A 19,645-nucleotide genomic window follows, 5' to 3' on the forward strand; every position below is an offset into this window, starting at 1 on the left:
ATCCGCCACCCCGTGACTTAGTAGGCCTTGCCGCGTGCGGAGACGGGCCAGAGGGTTTCGACTTTGCCGTTGCGCACACCGACATACCAGTCGTGCACATTGCAGGTCGGGTCGCAGTGGCCGGGCACGAGGCGCAGCTTGTCGTTGACTTTCAGCACGCTGTCGGGGTCGGAGATCACGCCATGCTCATCAGAGCATTTCACATAGGCGACGTCATCGCGGCCGTGGATGAAGGGCAGGCCGGAATCGACCGATTGCGCCTTGAGCCCCGCGTCGCAGATCGCCTTGTCGGCCTTCGCATGGGACATGACAGAGGTCAGGATGAACAAGGCGTTCTCCCATTCGCCGTCGTCGATGCGCTTGCCGTCCTTGTCGAGGATGCGGCCGTAATCCGCGTCCATGAAGGCGTAGGAGCCGCATTGAAGCTCGTTATAGACGCCAGAGGTGCCTTCGAAGTAATAGCTGCCGGTGCCGCCGCCGCCGACGATATCACATTCCAGACCTTCGGCCTTCAGTGTCTCCACGGCGTCTTTGACCATGGCCACCGCGATGTCGATCTTGGCTTTGCGGTCATCATAGCTGTCGAGGTGCTGCATCGCGCCCTGATAGGCCTGAATACCGGCAAACCTGAGCCCGTCCGCCGCGTCGATGGCCTTGGCGATCTCGACGACATCCGGGGTGGTCGTCACGCCGCAGCGCCCGGCGCCGCAGTCGATTTCAACGAGGCATTCGATCGTCGTGCCGTGGCGGGCCGCCGCGTCCGACAGATCGGCGACATTCGCGATATCGTCCACACAACAGATGGCGCGGGCACCAAGCTTGGGCAGGCGCGCCAGGCGGTCGATCTTGGCCGGATCACGGACCTGGTTCGACACCAGCACATCCTTGATGCCACCCCGTGCAAAGACTTCGGCCTCTGACACTTTCTGGCAGCACACGCCGCAGGCCCCGCCAAGTTCTTCCTGCAGACGCGCCACATCGACGGATTTGTGCATTTTGCCGTGCACCCGGTGGCGCACGCCATGCGCCTTGGCCCAGTCGCCCATTTTCTTGATGTTGCGCTCAAGTGCATCGAGATCAAGGACCAGACAGGGCGTCTGGATTTCGCTTTCGTTCATGCCGATGGCGGCGGGAACGTCATAGCCGACTTCGAGGTCGTTCATGTGGATCAGGGCATTCATTGACTTGTCTCCAGCTCAGGTTTCGATCCAGGGCAGCTTGTCGAGATCGACATTGCCGCCCGTGATGATGACGCCGACACGCTTTCCGGCGAAAATTTCAGGGTTCTTCAGAATAACGGCGAGCGGCACCGCGCAGCTTGGCTCGATCACCATTTTCAACCGCTTCCAGCTGAGTTTCATCGCGTCGATGATCTCTTGCTCGCTGGCTGTCAGGATGTCTGTGACGTGGTTGGAAACGAAATGCCAGGTCAGGTCTTTGAGCGGCACCTTGAGGCCATCGGCGATGGTCTCGGGGGCGTCATCGGCAATGATGTGACCGGCCTTGAGCGACCGCATCGCGTCGTCCGCCTGTTCCGGCTCGGCGGCATAGATTTTCACATGCGGCGCGATCGAGAACACGGTCAGGCAGGTGCCGGAAATCATGCCGCCACCGCCGATGGGGGCCACGAGAATATCAAGATCCTCGACCTGTTCGAGAAATTCCTTGGAGCACGTTGCCTGTCCGGCAATCACGCGCGGATCGTTATAGGGGTGTACGAAATCCCCGCCGGTTTCGGCCTGGACCCGGGCAAAGGTCTCTTCGCGGCTCGAAGTGGAAGGCTCGCATTCGGTAATCTTGCCGCCATAGGCGATCACCGCGTCCTTCTTGGCCTGCGGCGCGGTGCGCGGCATGACCACGTTGCACGGGATGCCACGCCGCCCGGCGGCATAGGACAAGCACAGCGCGTGATTGCCGGAACTATGCGTTGCCACGCCTTTCGCGGCCTGATCATCGCTCAGCCCGAAAACGGCGTTCGATGCGCCCCGCACCTTGAACGCGCCCGGCGGTTGCAGGTTCTCGCATTTGAAGAACAGGCTGGCGCCGGTCTGCTGGTCGAGGGCGTCGTTGGTCAGGATCTCCGTGCGCCGGATATGCGGCGCGATACGCTCGTGCGCCACAAGCACATCCTGCCAGGTCGGGAGTGAGATATCGGCTTTGATATTCATGCTCTTTCTCCTCAGGCCGCTGTTTTCAGAGCGGTTTTGGTGGTCTGACGATAATACTCCTGTGCCGCGCGGGTGCCTGACCCCAGCTCGACCGGATAGCCCAGGTCAGCCATGGCCATCTCGACCGTTGCAATCCCGGAGAGCGCCATCACGTCCGTGAGCGATCCCAGATGCCCGATGCGGAAGGCCTTGCCTGCCATCTCTCCGAGCCCCACGCCGAAGGACACGCCATAGTGATCGAAAATATGGTTGGTCAGCTCGTCCGAGTTGAACCCGTCCGGCACATAGATCGCGCTGACCGTGTCCGAATAAAGCTCGGGCCGATGCGCGCAAAGTTTCAGACCCCAGGCGCGGACCGCCTCGCGGACGCCTTCGGCAATCCGGGCATGGCGCGCGAACACATTGTCGAGCCCTTCCTCAAAGATCATGTCCAGGCTGGCGCGCAGGCCGTACATGATCTGCAGTGGGGGCGTATAGGGGAAGCCGCCCTTGTCATTGGCGCCCGCCATGTCATTGAAATCAAAGAACGTCCGGGGGCATTTGGCGGATTTCGCCGCCTCCATTGCCTTTTCGCTGACGCCGACGATGGCCATGCCGGTGGCCAGCATGAAACCCTTCTGACTGCCTGAGACAGCAAGATCGACCCCCCAGTCATCCATGCGAAAATCCATCGACGCGAGGGACGAGACGCAATCGACATAAAGCATCGCCGGATGACCTGCCGCGTCCATCGCCCGGCGCACGGCGGCGATGTCCGACCGCACACCGGTTGCGGTTTCGTTATGGGTGACCAGAACCGCCTTGATCTCGTGGTTGGTATCGGCGGCCAGGCGCGCGCCGTAAAGATCGGCAGGCGCCCCGTCGCCCCAGGCACATTCGATGATCTCGACATCGAGATTGTGGCGCTGGCACAGGTCGATCCAGCGGTGTGAAAACATCCCGAAACGGGCCACCAGCACCTTGTCACCCGGGGAGAGCGTGTTCGTTATGGCCGCTTCCCACCCGCCGGTGCCGGAGGCAGGGAACGTGATCACCCGGCCTGTCTTCGTTTTGAACACCTTCTTGAGATCATCGAGCAAAGGGGAAAGCAGTTCGATGAAATCGGGCGCGCGGTGATCCATCGTCTGAATGCTCATCGCATATCTCAGCCGATCAGGGATATTCGTGGGTCCGGGGATAAAGACAGGGTTTTGTCCAGTCATGGCACAGCCTCCGTTTCGCTAGAGAGGTTTTACGGCAGGGCATGTGGTTTTGCAATTTTTTCGAAAAAATATTCCAAAAATAATAAAAATATTAAAAATACATGAAAAACAATAAATTAGAATATTTCAATTAATGAATCAGAATTTATTGTCAAAAAATAAATCACAGCTAGAATGCGTCTTTGAAGCTCAATTCAGCGCAAGGGGGTCGAATCGTTTTGGATACTGCACCAGCCAAAAGGACGCGCGGACGTCCGCGGAAACATCACACTGACGCCGATACCGGAACTGTTCAGGCGCTTGACCGCGGGTTGCACCTCCTCAGCCTGCTGTCCAGAGAGCACCGGATCACGCTGAGCAATCTTGCGATGCAGGCGGGTATGCCCCCTTCGACGGCGCATCGCCTTCTGATGACGCTGCAAAGCCAGAAATTCGCGGATTTCGACGAAACCACGCAGGAATGGATGATCGGCGTGGAAGCCTTTCGTATCGGGTCTGGGTTTCTCAGGCGGATCAACCTCGTCGAGGCGAGCCGCGATGTCATGCACAACCTCATGACGCGGACAGGGGAGACGGCGAACCTCGCCATTGCCGATGACGGAGATGTCGTGTTTGTAAGCCAGGTCGAAACCTATCATCCGATCAGGGCGTTCTTCCGGCCAGGCGCAAGAAGTGCGATGCATGCCTCGGGGGCCGGTAAGGCGCTGCTCGCGCAGCTTTCTAAGGAAGAGCTGGAACGGCTTCTGCAAAAGAAGGGCCTGCCCGAATTCACGCCCAAGACGCTGACGCGGCCCGATGCTCTGATCGCTGATCTTGAGCAAAGCCGCAAGCGCGGCTGGGCATTTGACGATGAAGAAAGATATGCCGGTATGCGGTGCATCGCCGCCCCGGTTTTCAATGCCTATGGCGCGGCTGTGGCGGGTATTTCGGTGTCGGGGCCGACCGTGCGTTTCGACGAGGAACGAATCCAGCGGTTCAGCCTGGAGGTTCGCCGGGCCGCCGCCGAGCTGACGGAAAAGATCGGCGGTCAGATCTCAGATCACGCGACGGCTACGGGATAACGCGAAGACTGTCGGCGTCGGCAGATACATCTCAGGCCTTGAACGCGTCATCCACAGGCACTTGCAGCGCGGTGGCCAGCGCGTTGGTCTGGCTGGCCATGCCGATCACGGCCAGCAGCTCGCCATGTTGCGCGTCGCTCATGCCCTTGGCGCGGGCCGCGGCGGTGTGGGAATGCGCGCAATACTCGCAGGAATTGGCGACCGACACGGCAATATAGATCAGCTCTTTGGTCAGCGGGTCGAGCTCCCCCGGTCCCATCACCTGCTTGAGGCGCTCCCAGGTGGCTTTGAGCAATGCAGGGTCATGTGCAAGGGCGCGCCAGAAATTATTGATGAAATCGCCGCCACGGGTTTTGCGGATATCGTCAAAGACCGCGCGGGCCTCGGGGCTGGCCTCTTCGTCGGTCAGAAGCGGAACGGTCGCCATTGAGCGCACTCCTGTGCTGGATGGGGTTTCAGTCGGGCTGATGGGCTTTCAGCACTCTGAGCGGGACGATATCGAGCGCGCGCTCATGGGTGGCGGCCAGGTTGACCTTGGGCGCGCAGCCCTCGTCATGGGCCTGCAGGAACCGGGCGGCGCACAGGCACCACATATCACCCGGCTTAAGCCCGGCAAAGCCGAACTCGGGGCGCGGTGTCGAGAGATCGTTGCCGACATATTTGGAATAGGCCAGAAACTCTGCCGTCATCAGCGCGCAGACGGTGTGACTGCCGCGGTCCTCGGCGCAGGTATTGCAGGACCCGTCGCGGAAAAATCCGGTCATCGGATCGCTGGAACAGGGCTGGAGCGCCTCGCCCAAGACATTGATAGACGGGTCTTTTTCGGTCATGTTCGCGCCTCTCTCGGACGCATTATGACCTCAAAGACCCTCGGCAATCAATCGGAACATGGCCACATTGGCATCATTGACACCCGGCTCGCGGAACTGGCGGTCAGCGGCGGTGGTGACGATCACCACATCACGGGTCTGATCGATATAGATATACTGCCCGTAAATCCCGCGTGCCATGAACTGTCCGGGCGCTGAGCCCTGCGGGATCCACCACTGATAGCCATAGCCGATCTCATCCCCGGTGGTCTTCGCGCTGGGACGGGTGGAGGTCAGAACCCAGTCTTCGGGGACGATCTGCGCCTCGCCATAACGCCCGTTCTGCGCGATCATCAGGCCAAAGCGCGCATAATCGCGCGTGCGCAGGTTGATCCCGCCCAGCACAAAGGCCACCCCGCCGCCATCGGTGATGTAATAGGGGCTTTCTTCGAGGCCGAGCGGCTGAATGATTTTCTCGGACAGCAGCGAGGCAATGGGTCGGCCCGTTGCCCCACGGATCACCATGCCGAGGACATGGGTGTCGATCGAGACATATTGCCAGTCCTCTCCCGGGACGGCATCGCGTTCGATAAGTCCCGCCGCGAACCCGTCCATCGAGCGGCCGAGCGCCAGCACACGGCCCATACGGTTGATGTCAGAGTGAAAATCCAGGTAGTCCTCGTTGAACCGCACGCCGCTTTCCATTTGCAGCACATCGAGGATCGTGGCGCCGTCATAAGCGCTGCCCTTGAGCTCGGGAGCATATTCTGTGACCGGGTCGTCAAGCGAGCGGATCGCCCCGTCCGACAGCACCACGCCGAGAAGCGCCGAGAGATAGCTCTTGGCCATTGACCAACTGATCCGCCGATCCTCCGGCCCGGTGCCGAGATAGTAGCTTTCGTGCACGATCTGGCCGTTCTTGAGAATGATCAGAGAGGTGACCGCGCGCTGCTCGATCCAGGGGGCGACCGCATCGGGCAGGGTGGCTTCGGGCCCGTAGGGCAGGTCCGAGACCGGACCCTCCCCGCGCGGCACCTCGGTCGCAAGGAAGGCGCGATCCATATGGGAGAAATTGGCGACGATCCTGTCGGCCTCGAACAGCGAGTTCACCGCCATGAGACGCGCAAGTTCCTCGCGTTTCCAAAGCGACAGGACAACCCCGACCAGCCCGAGGACCAGAATGATGCGAAACACCCATTTGAAAACGCGGCGCATGTAATGCTCTCCTTTTCCGGGCAACAGATCACCGCAGAGAGATGCGCGCAAGAGGGGTGCGGGGGTCAGCGGAATTTGTCGACGAGCTTTTGCAGGGGGCTGCGGTTGTCCTCGGTCGCGGGCGGCTCGTCCGGTTTATCGACCGGCCTCGCGGGTTTGGGGGAGGGCGCGCGCGCATCGGGGGCACGGCGCAGGGCGACGGCGTTCATGAACTTGTCCGCGGCACCCGCCGCCAGATAGGGGGCGCCATCGCCGATCCCGCGCAACAGATCGTCAAGCCAGTCCGCATCGGCCTTGGCGAAATCGTGCAGCACATATTGCGCCACAAGTTCCTTGCGGCCGGGATGCCCGATGCCAAGGCGCACGCGTCCGTAATCCGGTCCGATATGCTGATGGATCGAGCGCAGCCCGTTATGGCCTGCATGTCCACCGCCCTGTTTCACCCGCAGCTTGCCCGGCGCAAGGTCCAGCTCGTCATGGAAGACGGTGACATCGGCGGGCGTGAGCTTGTAGAACCGCATCGCCTCGCCCACGGATTGCCCGGAAAGATTCATGAAGGTTTCAGGCTTCAGCAGAAGCACCTTCTCGGTGCCAAGCCGTCCCTCGCTGATCTGCCCCTGGAATTTGGACTTCCATGGCCCAAAGCCATGATCCGAGGCGATCCGCTCCAGCGCCATGAAGCCGATATTGTGCCGGTTCTGGGCATATTTGGGGCCAGGATTTCCCAGGCCGACAAAGAGCTGCATGGTGACGGTTCCGTTTCTAGCTGCGCATGGTCTACGCTCGGGGGACAACAGAATCAATCTTGGAAAGACCGGGCGGCATGGCGGAGTTTGAGATCAACGGTGTGCAGCTCGATGTGCCTGATACGCTCCTCAATGACCGGATTGCCGACAAGTTGAGAACCGGCGGCTACGAGGCGCATGAAGCGGCCGCGTTGCAGGGACGGGTGCGCGCGGGCAACCGGGTGCTCGAACTGGGGGCGGGGCTGGGATATGTGGCGGCGCTCGCCAGCAGGATCACCGGGCCCGAGAATGTCGTGACGGTTGAGGCGAACCCGGAGATGATTCCGGTGATCCGCGCCAATCTCGACCGCAATGGCTTTCACGCCGCCACGCTTCTGCATGGTGCGGTGACGGGGCTGGATGAGCCCGGCGGCACGATCGCCTTCGAACGCAAGCCCGTCTTCTGGTCGGGCAAGCTCGCCGGTGCGGACAGCAAACCCGAGGCGGTGGTCGAGGTGCCGATGCTGCCGCTGCATGCGCTTCTGGCAGAGCATCGTCCACATGTGGTGATCATGGATATCGAAGGGGCCGAGGCGCATCTGTTCGAACGGAAATGGCCAAGGCACGTGCGCGCGGTGATGATGGAACTGCACCCGAAGCAATATCCGGACACGACGATCAAGCAGATCGTGGATTGCATGTCGGCCTCGGGGCTGACCTACGATCCGGGTACGTCGCGCGGTCGCATCCTGGGCTTTCGGCGGGTGCGGCACGCGGGATGAGGATGGTGCGTGTGAACACGCACCCTACGGATGTAAAAAAGGCGCGCCGTGCGAGGCGCGCCTTTTCGTAAAGTATTGGGGGCAGGGGCTTACTCTTCGCCGCCCTCTGCCGCTTCGGCTTCGTCCTCGCCGACGGTCGGTACTTCCGCCTCGGCCGCGCCTTCGTCATCCGCATCTTCGGATTTCAGGGCCGACGGGGCCGCCACATTGGCGATCACGAAGTCACGGTCGATGGTCGGCTTCGCGCCCTCGGGCAGGGTGACGTCCGAGATGGTGACGGTGTCGCCCACGTTCAGGGTGCTGATATCCACCTGGATGCTTTCGGGGATATCGCCCGCGGTCACGATCAGTTCGACCTCGTTGCGCACCACGGTCAGAACACCGCCCTTGCGCAGGCCCGGGCATTCTTCTTCGCCGACGAACTCGACCGGGATAAAGAGGTTGATCTTGGTGGTCCGGCGCAGGCGCATCAGGTCGAGATGCGTCGGCAGGTCCTTGACCACGTCGCGCTGCACGTCGCGGCAGATCACGCGCACGTCGTCGTGGCCGTCAACCTTGAGGTTGAACAGCGTCGACTTGAAGCGACCGGCCTTCAGCTTTTTCAGCAGGACGTTGAACGGAATGTTGATCGGAAGCGGATCAGCGTCGCCCCCAAAAACGATCCCCGGAACCATGCCTTCGCGGCGTGCTGCACGAGCGGCGCCCTTGCCCGTCCCCGTGCGTTCCTGGGCGTGAAGATCAGGAATTTCTCCAGCCATCTTGTATTCTCCATATGATAGGGCGGGGCTCCTCCAAGGCTGTAGCCCCGCGTGAAGCCGCGCGTATAGACCGGATTGCCCCGTTTGGAAAGGCAAAAAGCTCTTTTGGCAGGGGGGTTTTATCTTGCGATCGGTCTTTCGCCTTATGCTCTTCTTCCCGGTCCGAATACTCCGGGGCGTTTGAGGGACAGAGCCCCTCATCACATACTCGAAAGAGCGTGGCGCAGCCACACAATTGGATCACAGCCAGCGGTCAGAAAAATCTTTCGGGATCAGAAGGATATCACGGTCCAGCGTGGTTACATCCGTGCGCCCGCACAGCGCCATGGAGGTGTCGAGCTCTTTCTGGAGGATCTCCAGCGCGCGCGTCACGCCCGTCTCGCCCATCGCCCCCAGCCCGTAGATGTAGGCACGCCCGACAAAGGTGCCTGTCGCGCCCATCGCCAGCGCCTTGAGAATGTCCTGACCCGTGCGGATGCCGCTATCGAGATGCACCTCGATCTTGTCGCCCACCGCATCGAGAATCGCGGGCAGGGCGCGGATCGAGGACAGGGCACCGTCAAGCTGTCGCCCGCCATGGTTGCTGACAATGATCGCATCCGCCCCGACATTCAGCGCCTCGCGGGCATCGCGGGGGTCCATGATCCCCTTGATGATCAGCGGGCCATCCCACATTTTGCGGAACTGGCGGATGCGGTCCCAGTTGAGCGCCTGGTCGAAGGCCTCGCTTGACCACGACACCAGCGAGGAGGGGTCTTTTACCCCCTTCGCATGACCGACGATATTGCCAAAGAAGCGCCGCTTCGTCCCCAGCATGCCGAGGCCCCAATGCACCTTGGTCATCATATTGGCGACCGAGCGCGGGGTCAGCCTGGGCGGCGCGCTGAGCCCGTTCTTGAGGTCCTTGTGCCGCTGGCCCATGATCTGAAGATCGACCGTGATCATTGCCGCCGAGCATTTGGCGGCCTTGGCGCGATCAAACAGCCGCTGCATGAAATCGTCGTCCTTGAGCGTGTAGACCTGCAGCCAGAAAGGCTTGGTCGTATGTTCGGCCACATCCTCGATCGAGCAGATCGACATGGTCGAAAGCGTATAGGGCACGCCGAAGGCTTCCGCCGCGCGGGCAACCTTGATCTCCCCATCGGCACATTGCATGCCGGTCATGCCGACCGGGGCCAGGGCGACGGGCATGGCCACATCCTGCCCGATCATCCGGGACGCCGTAGAGCGCCCCCGCATGTCGATGGCCACCCTCTGACGCAAGCGCAGATCGGCAAAGTCGTTGGTGTTGTCGCGAAAGGTCTGCTGCGTATAGCTGCCGGTTTCGGCATAGTCGTAGAACATGCGCGGAACGCGGCGCTCATAGAGCTGTCGCAGGTCTTCGATGCAGGTGATAACGGGCATGATAACGCTTGGTTGCAGGTCTGGTCACGGTTTCCTGCCAAAAGCTCCGAGTCTTTGCAATCGCAATCGGAGTCGATAGCCTGACGCGAAACAGAGGGGGGTGGAATGTATCTTGATGATCTGAGCGAAGGGTTCACGTTTGTCACGGATGCCCGGGCGGTGAGCGAGAGCGACATCATCGGATTTGCACGGCAATGGGATCCCCAGGCCTTTCACGTCGACAAAGAGGCGGCCGAAGCTTCACCGTTTGGGGGATTGATCGCGAGCGGGTTCCACACGATGCTGATCGCTTTCGTGCTGACGCTTGAGGCAGATATCTGGAACGAAGCCTCGATGGGCTCTCCCGGGATGGATGAGCTGAGATGGCTTGCGCCGGTGCGACCAGGCGATGTGCTTTCGGCGCGCGGAACCATCCTGTCGGTAACACCGTCCTCCTCCCGGCCGGATCGCGGACGGGCGGTGATCAAATACGAGGTGCTGAATCAAGACGACCAGGTGGTGATGAGCTATCTCATCACGCATATCTTGCGGCGCAGTGGCACAGTTTAGAGGCGCAACCTCAGACCGAATGCGCCCCATCGGCCAGTGATTTCACGAAGTCCAGAACTTCACCCACCGGCTTGCCCTCGCCCATCTGGGCTACGATGGCCGAGCCCACAACGGCACCGTCGGCGACGGAGGCAATCGCGCGGGAGCTTTCTGGTGTGCGGATGCCGAAGCCCACGATCACCGGCAGATCGGTCGCGGCTTTGATCCGGGCCACTTCGGGGCCGACATCGCCGGCCTCGGCGGCGGCGGCGCCGGTGATCCCGGTGATCGAGACGTAATATACGAAGCCCGAGGTGTTCTGCAGCACTTTGGGCAGGCGTTTGTCATCCGTGGTCGGCGTGGCCAGCCGGATGAAGTTCAGGCCCGCAGCCTGCGCCGGAATACAGAGCTCTTCATCCTCTTCGGGCGGCAGGTCCACCACGATCAGCCCGTCGATGCCGGCGGCCTTCGCGTCCGCCAGGAAGGTATCAACGCCACGATTATAAATCGGGTTGTAATACCCCATCAGCACGATGGGCGTGGTGTCATCGCCCTTGCGGAATTCGGCGGCCAGATCGAGCGTGCGTTGCAGGGTCATGCCCGCCTCAAGGGCGCGCTGGCCGGCCAATTGTATCGTGGGGCCATCGGCCATCGGATCGGTGAAGGGCAGGCCCAGCTCGATCACATCCACGCCTGCGGCGGGCAGGCCTTTGACCAGCTCCAATGAGGTGTCATAATCCGGGTCGCCGGCCATGACATAGGCGACAAAGGCCTTTTTGCCGGCGGCGGCAAGCTCTGCGAATTTGGCGTCGATACGTGTCATGCGGGCACCCTTCGTGATTTGCCTCTCCTTTGCGGCAGCAGGACGGGAAAATCAATGGTGCGGCGCAGATTTTGCGGCCAACTCATCCGATTTGGTGATGCCAGGGGTCACAATTCACGATTTGCAAAGGTTGAGAGCCTACTCAAAGTCTTGTCGCAGACACCTGAGGAGATGGCCATGACAGTTCAGCGGCTCGCAGCATTCACGCGAGAGGGCATAGGCGGCAACCCGGCGGGCGTGATGCTTTGCGCGGAGTTGCCCGGAACGGATCAGATGCAGGAGATTGCGGCCAAGATCGGGTATTCCGAAACCGCCTTCGCGATGCCTGTGGAAGGGGGGATGCGGGTGCGGTATTTTGCACCTGACGGCGAGGTGCCGTTTTGCGGGCATGCCACGATCGCTCTCGGCGCAGCGCTTGGAATGGAACGCGGCGAAGGGGATTTTCCGTTACTGCTGAATGACGCGGACATTTCGGTGACCGCCTTTCGCGAGGGCGAGGAGTGGGGCGCGCGGCTTACCTCCCCGCCGACCAGCTTTCAGGTGCTTCGTCAGGCCGTGCTGCACGAGGCGCTTGAACTGTTTCACCTTCATGAAGAGGACCTGGATCCTGATCTGCCGCCGGTTCTGGCCCAGGCGGGCGCGCGGCATCTGATTCTGCCTCTCGCGCGGCATGCTTTGCTGCAGGGGATGAGCTATGATTTCGCACAGGGCGCTACGCTGATGAGGGCGCAGGGCTGGGTCACGATCAACCTGATCTGGCGTGAGAACGTGTCACGCATCCACAGCCGCAACGCCTTTGCCGGGCACGGTGTATATGAGGATCCGGCCACGGGTGCCGCAGCGGCGGCGCTGGCGGGCTATCTGCGCGATGCGCATGGGCAGGCCGATCCGTTCGAGGTGAGCCAGGGTGTCGTGGCGGGGCACCCGTCGCGGTTGCTTGTCACGCCTCAGGCGGGCAAAGGCGCGCCGGTGCAGGTGGCCGGCACAGTGCGTCTGATCGAAAGCTGATGCTGCGGCTTGCGTTGAGTTGCCCCTGCCCATAGAAGCGGCCAAACCGCGCAGCAAAAAGGTGCATCATGGGCTTCAAGATGGGGATCGTGGGACTGCCCAATGTGGGCAAATCCACTCTGTTCAACGCTTTGACGAAAACCGCCGCCGCCCAGGCCGCGAATTTTCCGTTCTGCACGATCGAACCCAATGTCGGCGAGGTGGCCGTCCCCGATGAGCGGCTCGACAAGCTGGCGGCGATTGCGCAATCCAAACAGATCATTCCCACGCGCATGACCTTTGTCGATATCGCGGGCCTTGTGAAGGGGGCCAGCAAGGGCGAAGGGCTGGGCAACCAGTTTCTGGCCAATATCCGCGAGGTCGATGCCATCGCCCATGTGCTGCGCTGCTTCGAAGACGGGGACGTGACCCATGTGGAAGGGCGTGTCGACCCGGTGGCCGATGCCGAAGTGATCGAGACCGAGCTTATGCTGGCCGATCTCGAGAGCATCGAGAAGCGCCGTGCGGGGCTGGTGCGCAAGCTCAAGGGCAATGACAAGGAAGCGGTGCAACAGGACCGCCTTCTTGCCGCCGCGCAGGCCGAGCTGGAAGAGGGCCGTCCCGCGCGGGTGGTCGCGGTGGATGCCGAGGATGCGAAAGCCTGGAAGAACCTGCAGCTTCTGACGACCAAGCCCATTCTCTATGTCTGCAACGTCGATGAGGCGAGCGCGGCCTCAGGCAATGCGCATTCGGAAAAGGTGCGGGAGATGGCCGAAGCGCAGGGCGCGGCCTCGGTTGTGATCTCAGCGCAGATCGAGGAAGAGATCAGCCAGCTGGACGCGGACGAGGCAGAGATGTTCCTCGACGAGATGGGGCTGAAGGAAGCCGGGCTCGACCGGCTTATCCGCGCGGGCCACAAGCTTCTGAAGCTGGAAACCTATTTCACCGTCGGGCCCAAGGAGGCCCGTGCCTGGACAATCCGACAGGGCACCTCGGCGCCGCAGGCGGCGGGTGTGATTCACGGTGATTTCGAAAAGGGCTTCATCCGTGCCGAGACGATCGCCTATGATGACTTCATCGCCTGCAATGGCGAGCAGGGGGCCAAGGAAGCAGGCAAGATGCGCGCCGAAGGCAAGGGCTATATCGTCAAGGATGGCGATGTGATGCACTTCCTGTTCAATACCTGAACTGGGTCAGGATCGGCCCCGAAAGACATCGCGCCCGCGCGCGCCTTTTCTGATCCGGCTCGTCTCGGAAGGGCGCGGTGTAAACCCTGGCCTGTTCGACCTGAATGACCACCGGGACGGGACAAACCCGTCTTGTCGCGCGCAACCGTTGCCTCTATGCCGATTCTGATGAATGTTTTGATGCAACTCGACGGGACATCGCGCGGATGAGCAGACTTGGCCTCGATGCAACGGATATCCGCATTCTCAGTGCGGTTCAGAAACATGGGCAGCTCAGCAAGACAAGACTGGCAGAGCTCGTCAACCTGTCCCCGACCCCCTGCTGGGCGCGGCTGAACCGGCTCAAGGCGGCGGGGTTCATCCGGGGCTATCACGCCGATATCGCCCTGGGCCGTATCGGTGACTTCACCCGCGTTGTCGTCACCGTTTCGCTGACCCATCACCGCAAAGCTGATTTCGACCGGTTTGAAAACCGCGTGCGCAAACTGGACGAAGTCACCGAATGCATCGCGACAGGGGGCGGGATGGACTATGTGATGAAGGTGATCACCCCGACGCTCGCCAGCTTTCAGGCGCTGATGGAAGAGCTTCTGAGCGAGGAGCTGGGGATCGACCGCTACATGACGTATATCGTCACGCGCGAGGTCAAACTCACGCAGCCCAACCTGGCCGATCTGGTCGCCAAATCCGGCCGCTGACACGCCGCGACCGATCGGGCTTTGCAGCCTCCCAAAAAGAGTTCGATCAGACTGTCTTCGGCATTCTTTCAGTCCACTCTCGCGCAGAAATCCGGACTATTCACCGCTCCAGTTCAGCGACCGCGCGGCAGGACCGCCGCGCATACCAAGGGTGATACCATGACACAACCTGATGACTTCGGCTTCGGCACGCAAATCCGCAAATCTCCTTTCTTCAACGCAACCGTGCGCTGGGGCGCGCAGGGGTTTTCGGTTTACAACCACATGTATATTCCCCGCGACTTCGGTGACCCGGAGCAGAACTTCTGGAATCTCGTGAACGACGCCATCCTGTGCGACGTGGCCGTGGAACGTCAGGTGGAAATCACCGGTCCCGACGCCGCGAAGTTCACCCAGATGCTGACCCCGCGCGACCTGTCGAAAATGGCTGTGGGTCAGTGCAAGTACATCCTGATCACCAATGCCGATGGCGGCATCCTGAATGACCCGATCCTGCTGCGTCTGGCCGAGAATCATTTCTGGATTTCGCTGGCCGACAGCGACGTCCTGCTGTGGGCACAGGGCGTGGCCGTCAATTCGGGTCTCGATGTGACCATCCGCGAACCTGACGTGTCGCCGCTGCAATTGCAGGGCCCCAAATCGGGCGAGATCATGCGCGCGCTCTTTGGCGACAGCATCATGGATCTGAAATACTACTGGCTGCGTGAAGTCGAACTGGACGGTATTCCGCTGATCGTGTCGCGCACCGGCTGGTCCAGCGAGCTGGGCTATGAGCTCTACCTCCGCGACAGTGCGCATGGCGACGCCCTGTGGGAGCGGATCATGGCCGAAGGTATGCCGTTTGGTCTGAAGCCGGGGCACACCTCGTCGATCCGCCGGATTGAAGGCGGGATGCTGTCCTATCACGCGGATGCGGATATCAACACCAACCCGTTCGAGCTGGGCTTTGATCGTCTGGTCAATCTGGACATGGACGCCGAGTTCATCGGCAAGAAAGCTCTGGCGCGCATCAAGGAAGAAGGCGTGAGCCGCAAACAGGTTGGCCTGGTCATCGACACGGCACCGCTGAAAGGGCCGAACACGACCTTCTGGGCGCTCAACCACTGCGGAGTTTCCGTCGGCAAGGTGACCTCGGCCGTCTATTCGCCGCGCCTCGAAAAGAACATCGCCCTGGCGATGGTCACCGTGGACGCGGCTGAGCTGGGCACCGAGCTGGAGGTCATCACCGCATCCGGCCCCGCGCGTGCGCAGGTTGTGGAAGTTCCCTTCTACGACCCGAAAAAATCGCTGGCCGCGGCCTGAAGTTCGATCGGGAGCTTAGGGACATGTCAGACCTTTCGATCCAGCTGCACTGGCAACGCATCGAGCCGCAACTGAAACCGGGTGCATACTCGGCGGAGCATACGGTTCAGTACAATCAGTGCTATGACGTCCTGGTGGACGCCGCCCCTGACTGGGGCGGCGATCCCGCCAACACCAATCCCGAGCAGGCCCTGGCCTCGGCCTTGTCCAGCTGTCACATGATGACCTTCCTGGCCCTGGCGGCCAAGGCCGGTTGGCCGGTGGCGAGCTATCATGACTATGCTGTGGCCCACCTTGGCAAAAACGCCCGCGGTCAGATGTCGGTCACGCAGATCGATCTGCATCCCGTCGTGCGTTTCGACACCGGGTTTCAGGTAAGCGACGAAGAGATGGAGCAGATGCAGGACCGCGCGCATCGCTACTGCTTTATCGCAAATACTCTGGCTGACAGCGTCAGGATCAACATCCTGCATGCCCCGACGGTCCGTCACACCCGCGAAGGAGCTTACAATGTTGCAGCGTGACCTCGACAACATGGGCATCCTGCGCCTGACGCTCGACGATGTCGCACGGCGCAACGCCCTGTCCGAGGCGATGCTGACCGAACTGGGCGCAGCCTTTGATGAGGCCGCGAGCAACCCGGCTGTCCGGGTGGTGGTGCTTGCCGCCAACGGCCCGGCGTTCTGCGCCGGGCACGACCTGAAGGAAATGACCGCAGGCCGGTCCGCTCCGGATGGTGGGCAGTCCTATTTCACCAAGGTGATGGCCATGTGTTCGGGCGTCATGCAACGCATCGTCAATTGCCCCAAGCCGGTGATTGCCGAGGTGACGGGCATCGCCACTGCCGCGGGTTGCCAACTGGTGGCAAGCTGTGACCTGGCCGTCGCGGATGAAACCGCAAGGTTCAGCACTCCGGGGGTGCATATCGGGCTGTTCTGCTCCACGCCGATGGTGGCGCTGTCGCGCAATGTGGGCAAGAAACACGCGATGGAAATGCTTCTGACCGGGGATATGATCCCGGCCGCCCGCGCTGCTGAGTTCGGGCTGGTCAATCAGGTCGTCGCATCTGAGGCGCTGCGGGACGCAACGATGGAGTTGGCGCGCAAGATCGCATCGAAATCGAGCATGACGCTGGCCACCGGCAAACGCGCCTATCACGCCCAGGTCGAAATGGGTCTGGCTGATGCTTATGAGCATGCCTCTCAGGTGATGGTCGAGAACATGCTGGCCCGCGACGCCGAAGAAGGCATCGGCGCCTTCATCGAGAAACGCGCGCCTGTGTGGCAGGATATATAGCCCAAAACCACAGAAGCCTTACCTACCAGGCGCGCTCCGGTTCTGAACCGGGGCGCACCCCTGATTTCAGCCGGTGTTGCGGAAGCCATGGGGAATGACCGTTGGTCTGATCGGTTCGTATGCCCCGCCAGCCGCCGGATCGGCATGTGCAGCGATGCCGATACGGTAACCACATCACCCGGCGGATGCGCCGGTTACGTCCCTTTGGTCTCTCCCGAAGGAGATTTGCGACGCAAACACGCAATCGGCCCTTGCCCTCACGATCACAGATCAATAAACACGCCAGCGGAGACGTGGCCGAGTGGTCGAAGGCGCTCCCCTGCTAAGGGAGTAGGCGGGAAACCGTCTCGAGGGTTCGAATCCCTTCGTCTCCGCCACCATACCTTTTTTCTGAGTTTTGCCGAGGCGCTTAAAATACCTTTTGGTTAGGTATTTCAGGCAGATATTGTCGCGCTGACTTTGTGTTGGATTTCTTTCGATCATGCCTATATTGGTTCATGCCGTGGTATGAAATGTGGTATGAAGTATGGCGCTGTCTGGAAAGCTGACAAAGAAGCTGGTCGAGAATCTCGGGCCGGGGCGGCATGGGGATGGCGGCGGGCTGTATCTGGTGGTCGACCCGAGTGGAGCGCGGCGCTGGATCGTGCGGGTGACGGTCAAGGGACAGAAGAATGCCAAGGGCGCACCGCTCAGGACAGATTTCGGGCTAGGCGGAGCGGATACCGTCACGCTCAATCAGGCGCGCGAACGGGCGCTGGAATATCGCCGCATGGCTAGGCAAGGTCTGAACCCGCGCTACAATGCCAAGCAGGACATTCCGACGTTCGAGGAATTCGCCCAACAGGTGCATATAGAGCGCCTGCCGACATGGAAGAATGCCAAGCACGGGCAGCAATGGATCAATACTCTGCGCGACTACGCCTTTCCGAAGATCGGGCGTATGTCGCTGGATGGGATTGGGCAACCGGAAGTGCTGATGTGCCTGTCGCCTATCTGGACGGAAAAGCATGAAACCGCGCGGAGATTGGCGCAGCGGATCAAGGTGGTTCTGGAGGTGGCGAAGGCCAAAGGCTTTCGCGAGGGCGAAAACCCGGTGACCGCAATCAAGGAAGCGGGCGTTCTGCCGAAGGTGAAGTCGCGACCGAAGCACCACAAGGCAATGGACTGGCGCGATGTGCCTGCCTTCTATGACAGTCTGCACGACCGCTCTGCAATGGCCGCGAAGGCGCTGATGTTCACTTGCCTGACCGGGTCGCGCACCGGCGAGGTGTTGGGCATGCGCTGGAAAGAGGTGGATCTCGACGCGGGCGTCTGGACCTGTCCTGCGGAGCGGATGAAGACGGGCGAGGCGCACCGGGTGCCGCTGACGGATGAAATGCTCTCCATTCTCGAGCCGCTCAAAGCGATGCAATCGGAGTATGTCTTCGAAGGCCAAAAACGACACCGGCCCCTGTCAAACATGGCGATGCTAATGCTTCTGCGCCGGATGGGTGTCGAGGGCGTGACGGTGCACGGCTTCCGCTCGACCTTCCGAGACTGGGCCTCCGAGGTGGCGAACGCGCCGCGCGACGTGGCCGAAATGAGCCTGTCGCACCGAATCGGTTCGCAGGTGGAACAGGCATATGCGCGCTCCGATCTGCTGGAAAAGCGGCGGCTTCTGCTGGACAGGTGGTCGGATTTCGTGACTGGCGCGGATGGAAAGGTGATTTCTTTGCAGAAAAAGAAAGAAAGTTAATGCGGAAAGGGTCGCGATTCAGGGGCCTTTTCACAGAGTTTAGCAAATCGTAAGCACACCAACCATATTGGTTGTAATGCAGGAAGGTGTAATTCAATATACCTTTATGCAAGGCTCATCAGGTGAACTATCCGAACTGGAGGTCAGCGAAAGGCTACACGCCATCGTTGACGAAATGCTTGAGCCGTTTGGCAAGGCGAGTCTGCGTATGACTGGCTTGAATGCTCTAGCGCCCCCCCAACCCCCAATCGACATAGCGAAGCCCAACCAACACGACAACAAGGCTGAATTCCAACATGAGCAGCGCATTGTCGAGACGAGCATTAAGCTCATGAGCGAGTTGGCCGAGCTTCTGGCGCCCCAGAGCGATGCGTCAGACCAAAAGGAAATGATTGCCAGGCTGGTTCCAGTTATTGATCAGAAAATGCGTACTTCAAAGCTCTACACGACACCTAAAATGGCGCTCGATCTGATCTCGAAGAGCGCGGCAGATGTTGGCGGTTATTATTCATTTTATATATTAATATTAGATACTTGGACTGCATTCAATGCGCGCCAGGCAGAGTTGAAGCAACAGGAGGAGAAGTTTTGGAACCTTCCTCACCGAGCGCCGGACTACTACGCTCGGTCTATCGCAGTCAGGCTTGCAAAACTCTACGCCAAAGAGACCCTCCAACGTCCGACATATGGTAGTGCTGGAAGCACTGGCAATCCCTCTACCGCATATGCCCGGGCACTGAGGAAAACCTTCGACGTTCTAGGAATTCGGGCAGGAATTCGTAATCACGCGGAGTATGCGATTGATCAGATCACAGAGGATGATCTCAAGCAGCAAACCGGTCTGCTGGGGGGCTTTCTGGGGCTCGCAGGCATGGATTCAGACAGTGATGATTTTACAGAATCCACCAAAAAACTGCTGAAAAAAGGTCCAAAGAACTAAGTCCTTCCTTCGCCCATTTTGTTGC

Annotated in this window: 21 protein-coding genes and 1 tRNA gene; 12 read left to right on the top strand and 10 right to left on the bottom strand. The window is 60.6% G+C overall.

Features of this window, described 5'->3' with window-relative positions; all coding sequences use genetic code 11:
• Window positions 1-17: 17 nt before the first annotated feature.
• The 3 genes from bhcC to bhcA are packed head-to-tail and all read right to left on the bottom strand — an operon-like array spanning window position 18 to window position 3,370.
• The gene (bhcC, locus tag EI983_RS03830) at window positions 18-1,181 is read right to left on the bottom strand and encodes a 3-hydroxy-D-aspartate aldolase BhcC (RefSeq protein ID WP_157706086.1); all 1,164 of its coding nucleotides are present in this window, start codon (window positions 1,179-1,181) and stop codon (window positions 18-20) included.
• Window positions 1,182-1,196: 15 nt separating this feature from the next.
• On the bottom strand, window positions 1,197-2,168 hold the full coding sequence (bhcB, locus tag EI983_RS03835; RefSeq protein WP_157706087.1) for a beta-hydroxyaspartate dehydratase BhcB: 972 nt from the start codon (window positions 2,166-2,168) through the stop codon (window positions 1,197-1,199).
• Between the two features lie 11 nt (window positions 2,169-2,179).
• Window positions 2,180-3,370: an L-aspartate--glyoxylate aminotransferase BhcA gene (bhcA, locus tag EI983_RS03840; protein WP_157706088.1), complete on the bottom strand. Its 1,191-nt coding sequence runs from the start codon at window positions 3,368-3,370 to the stop codon at window positions 2,180-2,182.
• A 218-nt stretch (window positions 3,371-3,588) separates the two neighbouring features.
• On the opposite strand from bhcA, the gene bhcR reads away from it, so the two are divergent.
• Window positions 3,589-4,431 (top strand): HTH-type transcriptional regulator BhcR, encoded by an 843-nt coding sequence (gene bhcR / locus EI983_RS03845; RefSeq protein ID WP_157706089.1) that lies wholly within the window; start codon window positions 3,589-3,591, stop codon window positions 4,429-4,431.
• 31 nt (window positions 4,432-4,462) lie between these two features.
• Here the strand turns inward: bhcR and EI983_RS03850 are convergent, their stop codons facing one another.
• From EI983_RS03850 to pth, 4 genes are all read right to left on the bottom strand, one after another.
• Window positions 4,463-4,858 carry a carboxymuconolactone decarboxylase family protein gene (locus tag EI983_RS03850; protein ID WP_157706090.1) on the bottom strand — a complete coding sequence of 132 codons (396 nt, stop codon included), beginning with the start codon at window positions 4,856-4,858 and terminating at the stop codon, window positions 4,463-4,465.
• A gap of 28 nt (window positions 4,859-4,886) precedes the next feature.
• Window positions 4,887-5,261: a DUF2237 family protein gene (locus tag EI983_RS03855; RefSeq protein ID WP_157706091.1), complete on the bottom strand. Its 375-nt coding sequence runs from the start codon at window positions 5,259-5,261 to the stop codon at window positions 4,887-4,889.
• A 30-nt stretch (window positions 5,262-5,291) separates the two neighbouring features.
• Window positions 5,292-6,455 (bottom strand): serine hydrolase domain-containing protein, encoded by a 1,164-nt coding sequence (locus tag EI983_RS03860; protein WP_157706092.1) that lies wholly within the window; start codon window positions 6,453-6,455, stop codon window positions 5,292-5,294.
• Between the two features lie 65 nt (window positions 6,456-6,520).
• Complete coding sequence (gene pth / locus EI983_RS03865) at window positions 6,521-7,201, bottom strand: aminoacyl-tRNA hydrolase (protein WP_157706093.1); 681 nt, start codon at window positions 7,199-7,201, stop codon at window positions 6,521-6,523.
• Window positions 7,202-7,278: 77 nt separating this feature from the next.
• Here pth and EI983_RS03870 point away from each other — a divergent pair, with 77 nt between their 5' ends.
• On the top strand, window positions 7,279-7,962 hold the full coding sequence (locus EI983_RS03870; protein WP_157706094.1) for an FkbM family methyltransferase: 684 nt from the start codon (window positions 7,279-7,281) through the stop codon (window positions 7,960-7,962).
• Between the two features lie 89 nt (window positions 7,963-8,051).
• Here EI983_RS03870 and EI983_RS03875 read toward each other — a convergent pair whose 3' ends face one another.
• Window positions 8,052-8,720: a 50S ribosomal protein L25/general stress protein Ctc gene (locus EI983_RS03875; protein WP_157706095.1), complete on the bottom strand. Its 669-nt coding sequence runs from the start codon at window positions 8,718-8,720 to the stop codon at window positions 8,052-8,054.
• 240 nt (window positions 8,721-8,960) lie between these two features.
• On the bottom strand, window positions 8,961-10,124 hold the full coding sequence (locus tag EI983_RS03880; protein ID WP_157706096.1) for an alpha-hydroxy acid oxidase: 1,164 nt from the start codon (window positions 10,122-10,124) through the stop codon (window positions 8,961-8,963).
• 105 nt (window positions 10,125-10,229) lie between these two features.
• On the opposite strand from EI983_RS03880, the gene EI983_RS03885 reads away from it, so the two are divergent.
• Window positions 10,230-10,673: a MaoC family dehydratase gene (locus EI983_RS03885; RefSeq protein WP_157706097.1), complete on the top strand. Its 444-nt coding sequence runs from the start codon at window positions 10,230-10,232 to the stop codon at window positions 10,671-10,673.
• Window positions 10,674-10,683: 10 nt separating this feature from the next.
• On the opposite strand, the gene trpA is transcribed toward EI983_RS03885, so the two are convergent.
• A complete protein-coding gene (gene trpA, locus EI983_RS03890; RefSeq protein WP_157706098.1) occupies window positions 10,684-11,475 on the bottom strand; it encodes a tryptophan synthase subunit alpha in 792 nt (263 codons plus the stop codon).
• 177 nt (window positions 11,476-11,652) lie between these two features.
• Here trpA and EI983_RS03895 point away from each other — a divergent pair, with 177 nt between their 5' ends.
• The 9 genes from EI983_RS03895 to EI983_RS03935 all read left to right on the top strand — a co-directional run bounded on the left by EI983_RS03895 (window position 11,653) and on the right by EI983_RS03935 (window position 19,620).
• Entirely contained in the window at window positions 11,653-12,483 is an 831-nt protein-coding gene (locus EI983_RS03895) for a PhzF family phenazine biosynthesis protein (protein WP_246162265.1), read from the top strand.
• Window positions 12,484-12,551: 68 nt separating this feature from the next.
• Complete coding sequence (gene ychF / locus EI983_RS03900; RefSeq protein ID WP_157706099.1) at window positions 12,552-13,649, top strand: redox-regulated ATPase YchF; 1,098 nt, start codon at window positions 12,552-12,554, stop codon at window positions 13,647-13,649.
• Between the two features lie 206 nt (window positions 13,650-13,855).
• Window positions 13,856-14,347 carry an Lrp/AsnC family transcriptional regulator gene (locus tag EI983_RS03905; protein ID WP_157706100.1) on the top strand — a complete coding sequence of 164 codons (492 nt, stop codon included), beginning with the start codon at window positions 13,856-13,858 and terminating at the stop codon, window positions 14,345-14,347.
• A gap of 159 nt (window positions 14,348-14,506) precedes the next feature.
• Window positions 14,507-15,649 (top strand): glycine cleavage T C-terminal barrel domain-containing protein, encoded by a 1,143-nt coding sequence (locus EI983_RS03910; protein ID WP_157706101.1) that lies wholly within the window; start codon window positions 14,507-14,509, stop codon window positions 15,647-15,649.
• A gap of 23 nt (window positions 15,650-15,672) precedes the next feature.
• Window positions 15,673-16,173 carry an OsmC family protein gene (locus tag EI983_RS03915; protein WP_157706102.1) on the top strand — a complete coding sequence of 167 codons (501 nt, stop codon included), beginning with the start codon at window positions 15,673-15,675 and terminating at the stop codon, window positions 16,171-16,173.
• On the top strand, window positions 16,160-16,945 hold the full coding sequence (locus EI983_RS03920) for an enoyl-CoA hydratase (protein WP_157706103.1): 786 nt from the start codon (window positions 16,160-16,162) through the stop codon (window positions 16,943-16,945). The genes EI983_RS03915 and EI983_RS03920 overlap by 14 nt, the downstream gene beginning before the upstream one ends.
• Window positions 16,946-17,232: 287 nt before the next feature.
• Window positions 17,233-17,322, top strand: a tRNA-Ser gene (locus EI983_RS03925).
• 149 nt (window positions 17,323-17,471) lie between these two features.
• The gene (locus EI983_RS03930) at window positions 17,472-18,680 is read left to right on the top strand and encodes a tyrosine-type recombinase/integrase (protein WP_157706104.1); all 1,209 of its coding nucleotides are present in this window, start codon (window positions 17,472-17,474) and stop codon (window positions 18,678-18,680) included.
• Window positions 18,681-18,756: 76 nt separating this feature from the next.
• Window positions 18,757-19,620 (top strand): hypothetical protein, encoded by an 864-nt coding sequence (locus EI983_RS03935; protein WP_157706105.1) that lies wholly within the window; start codon window positions 18,757-18,759, stop codon window positions 19,618-19,620.
• Window positions 19,621-19,645 lie beyond the last annotated feature (25 nt).

This window comes from Roseovarius faecimaris (assembly GCF_009762325.1).
GTDB classification, from domain to species: domain Bacteria; phylum Pseudomonadota; class Alphaproteobacteria; order Rhodobacterales; family Rhodobacteraceae; genus Roseovarius; species Roseovarius faecimaris.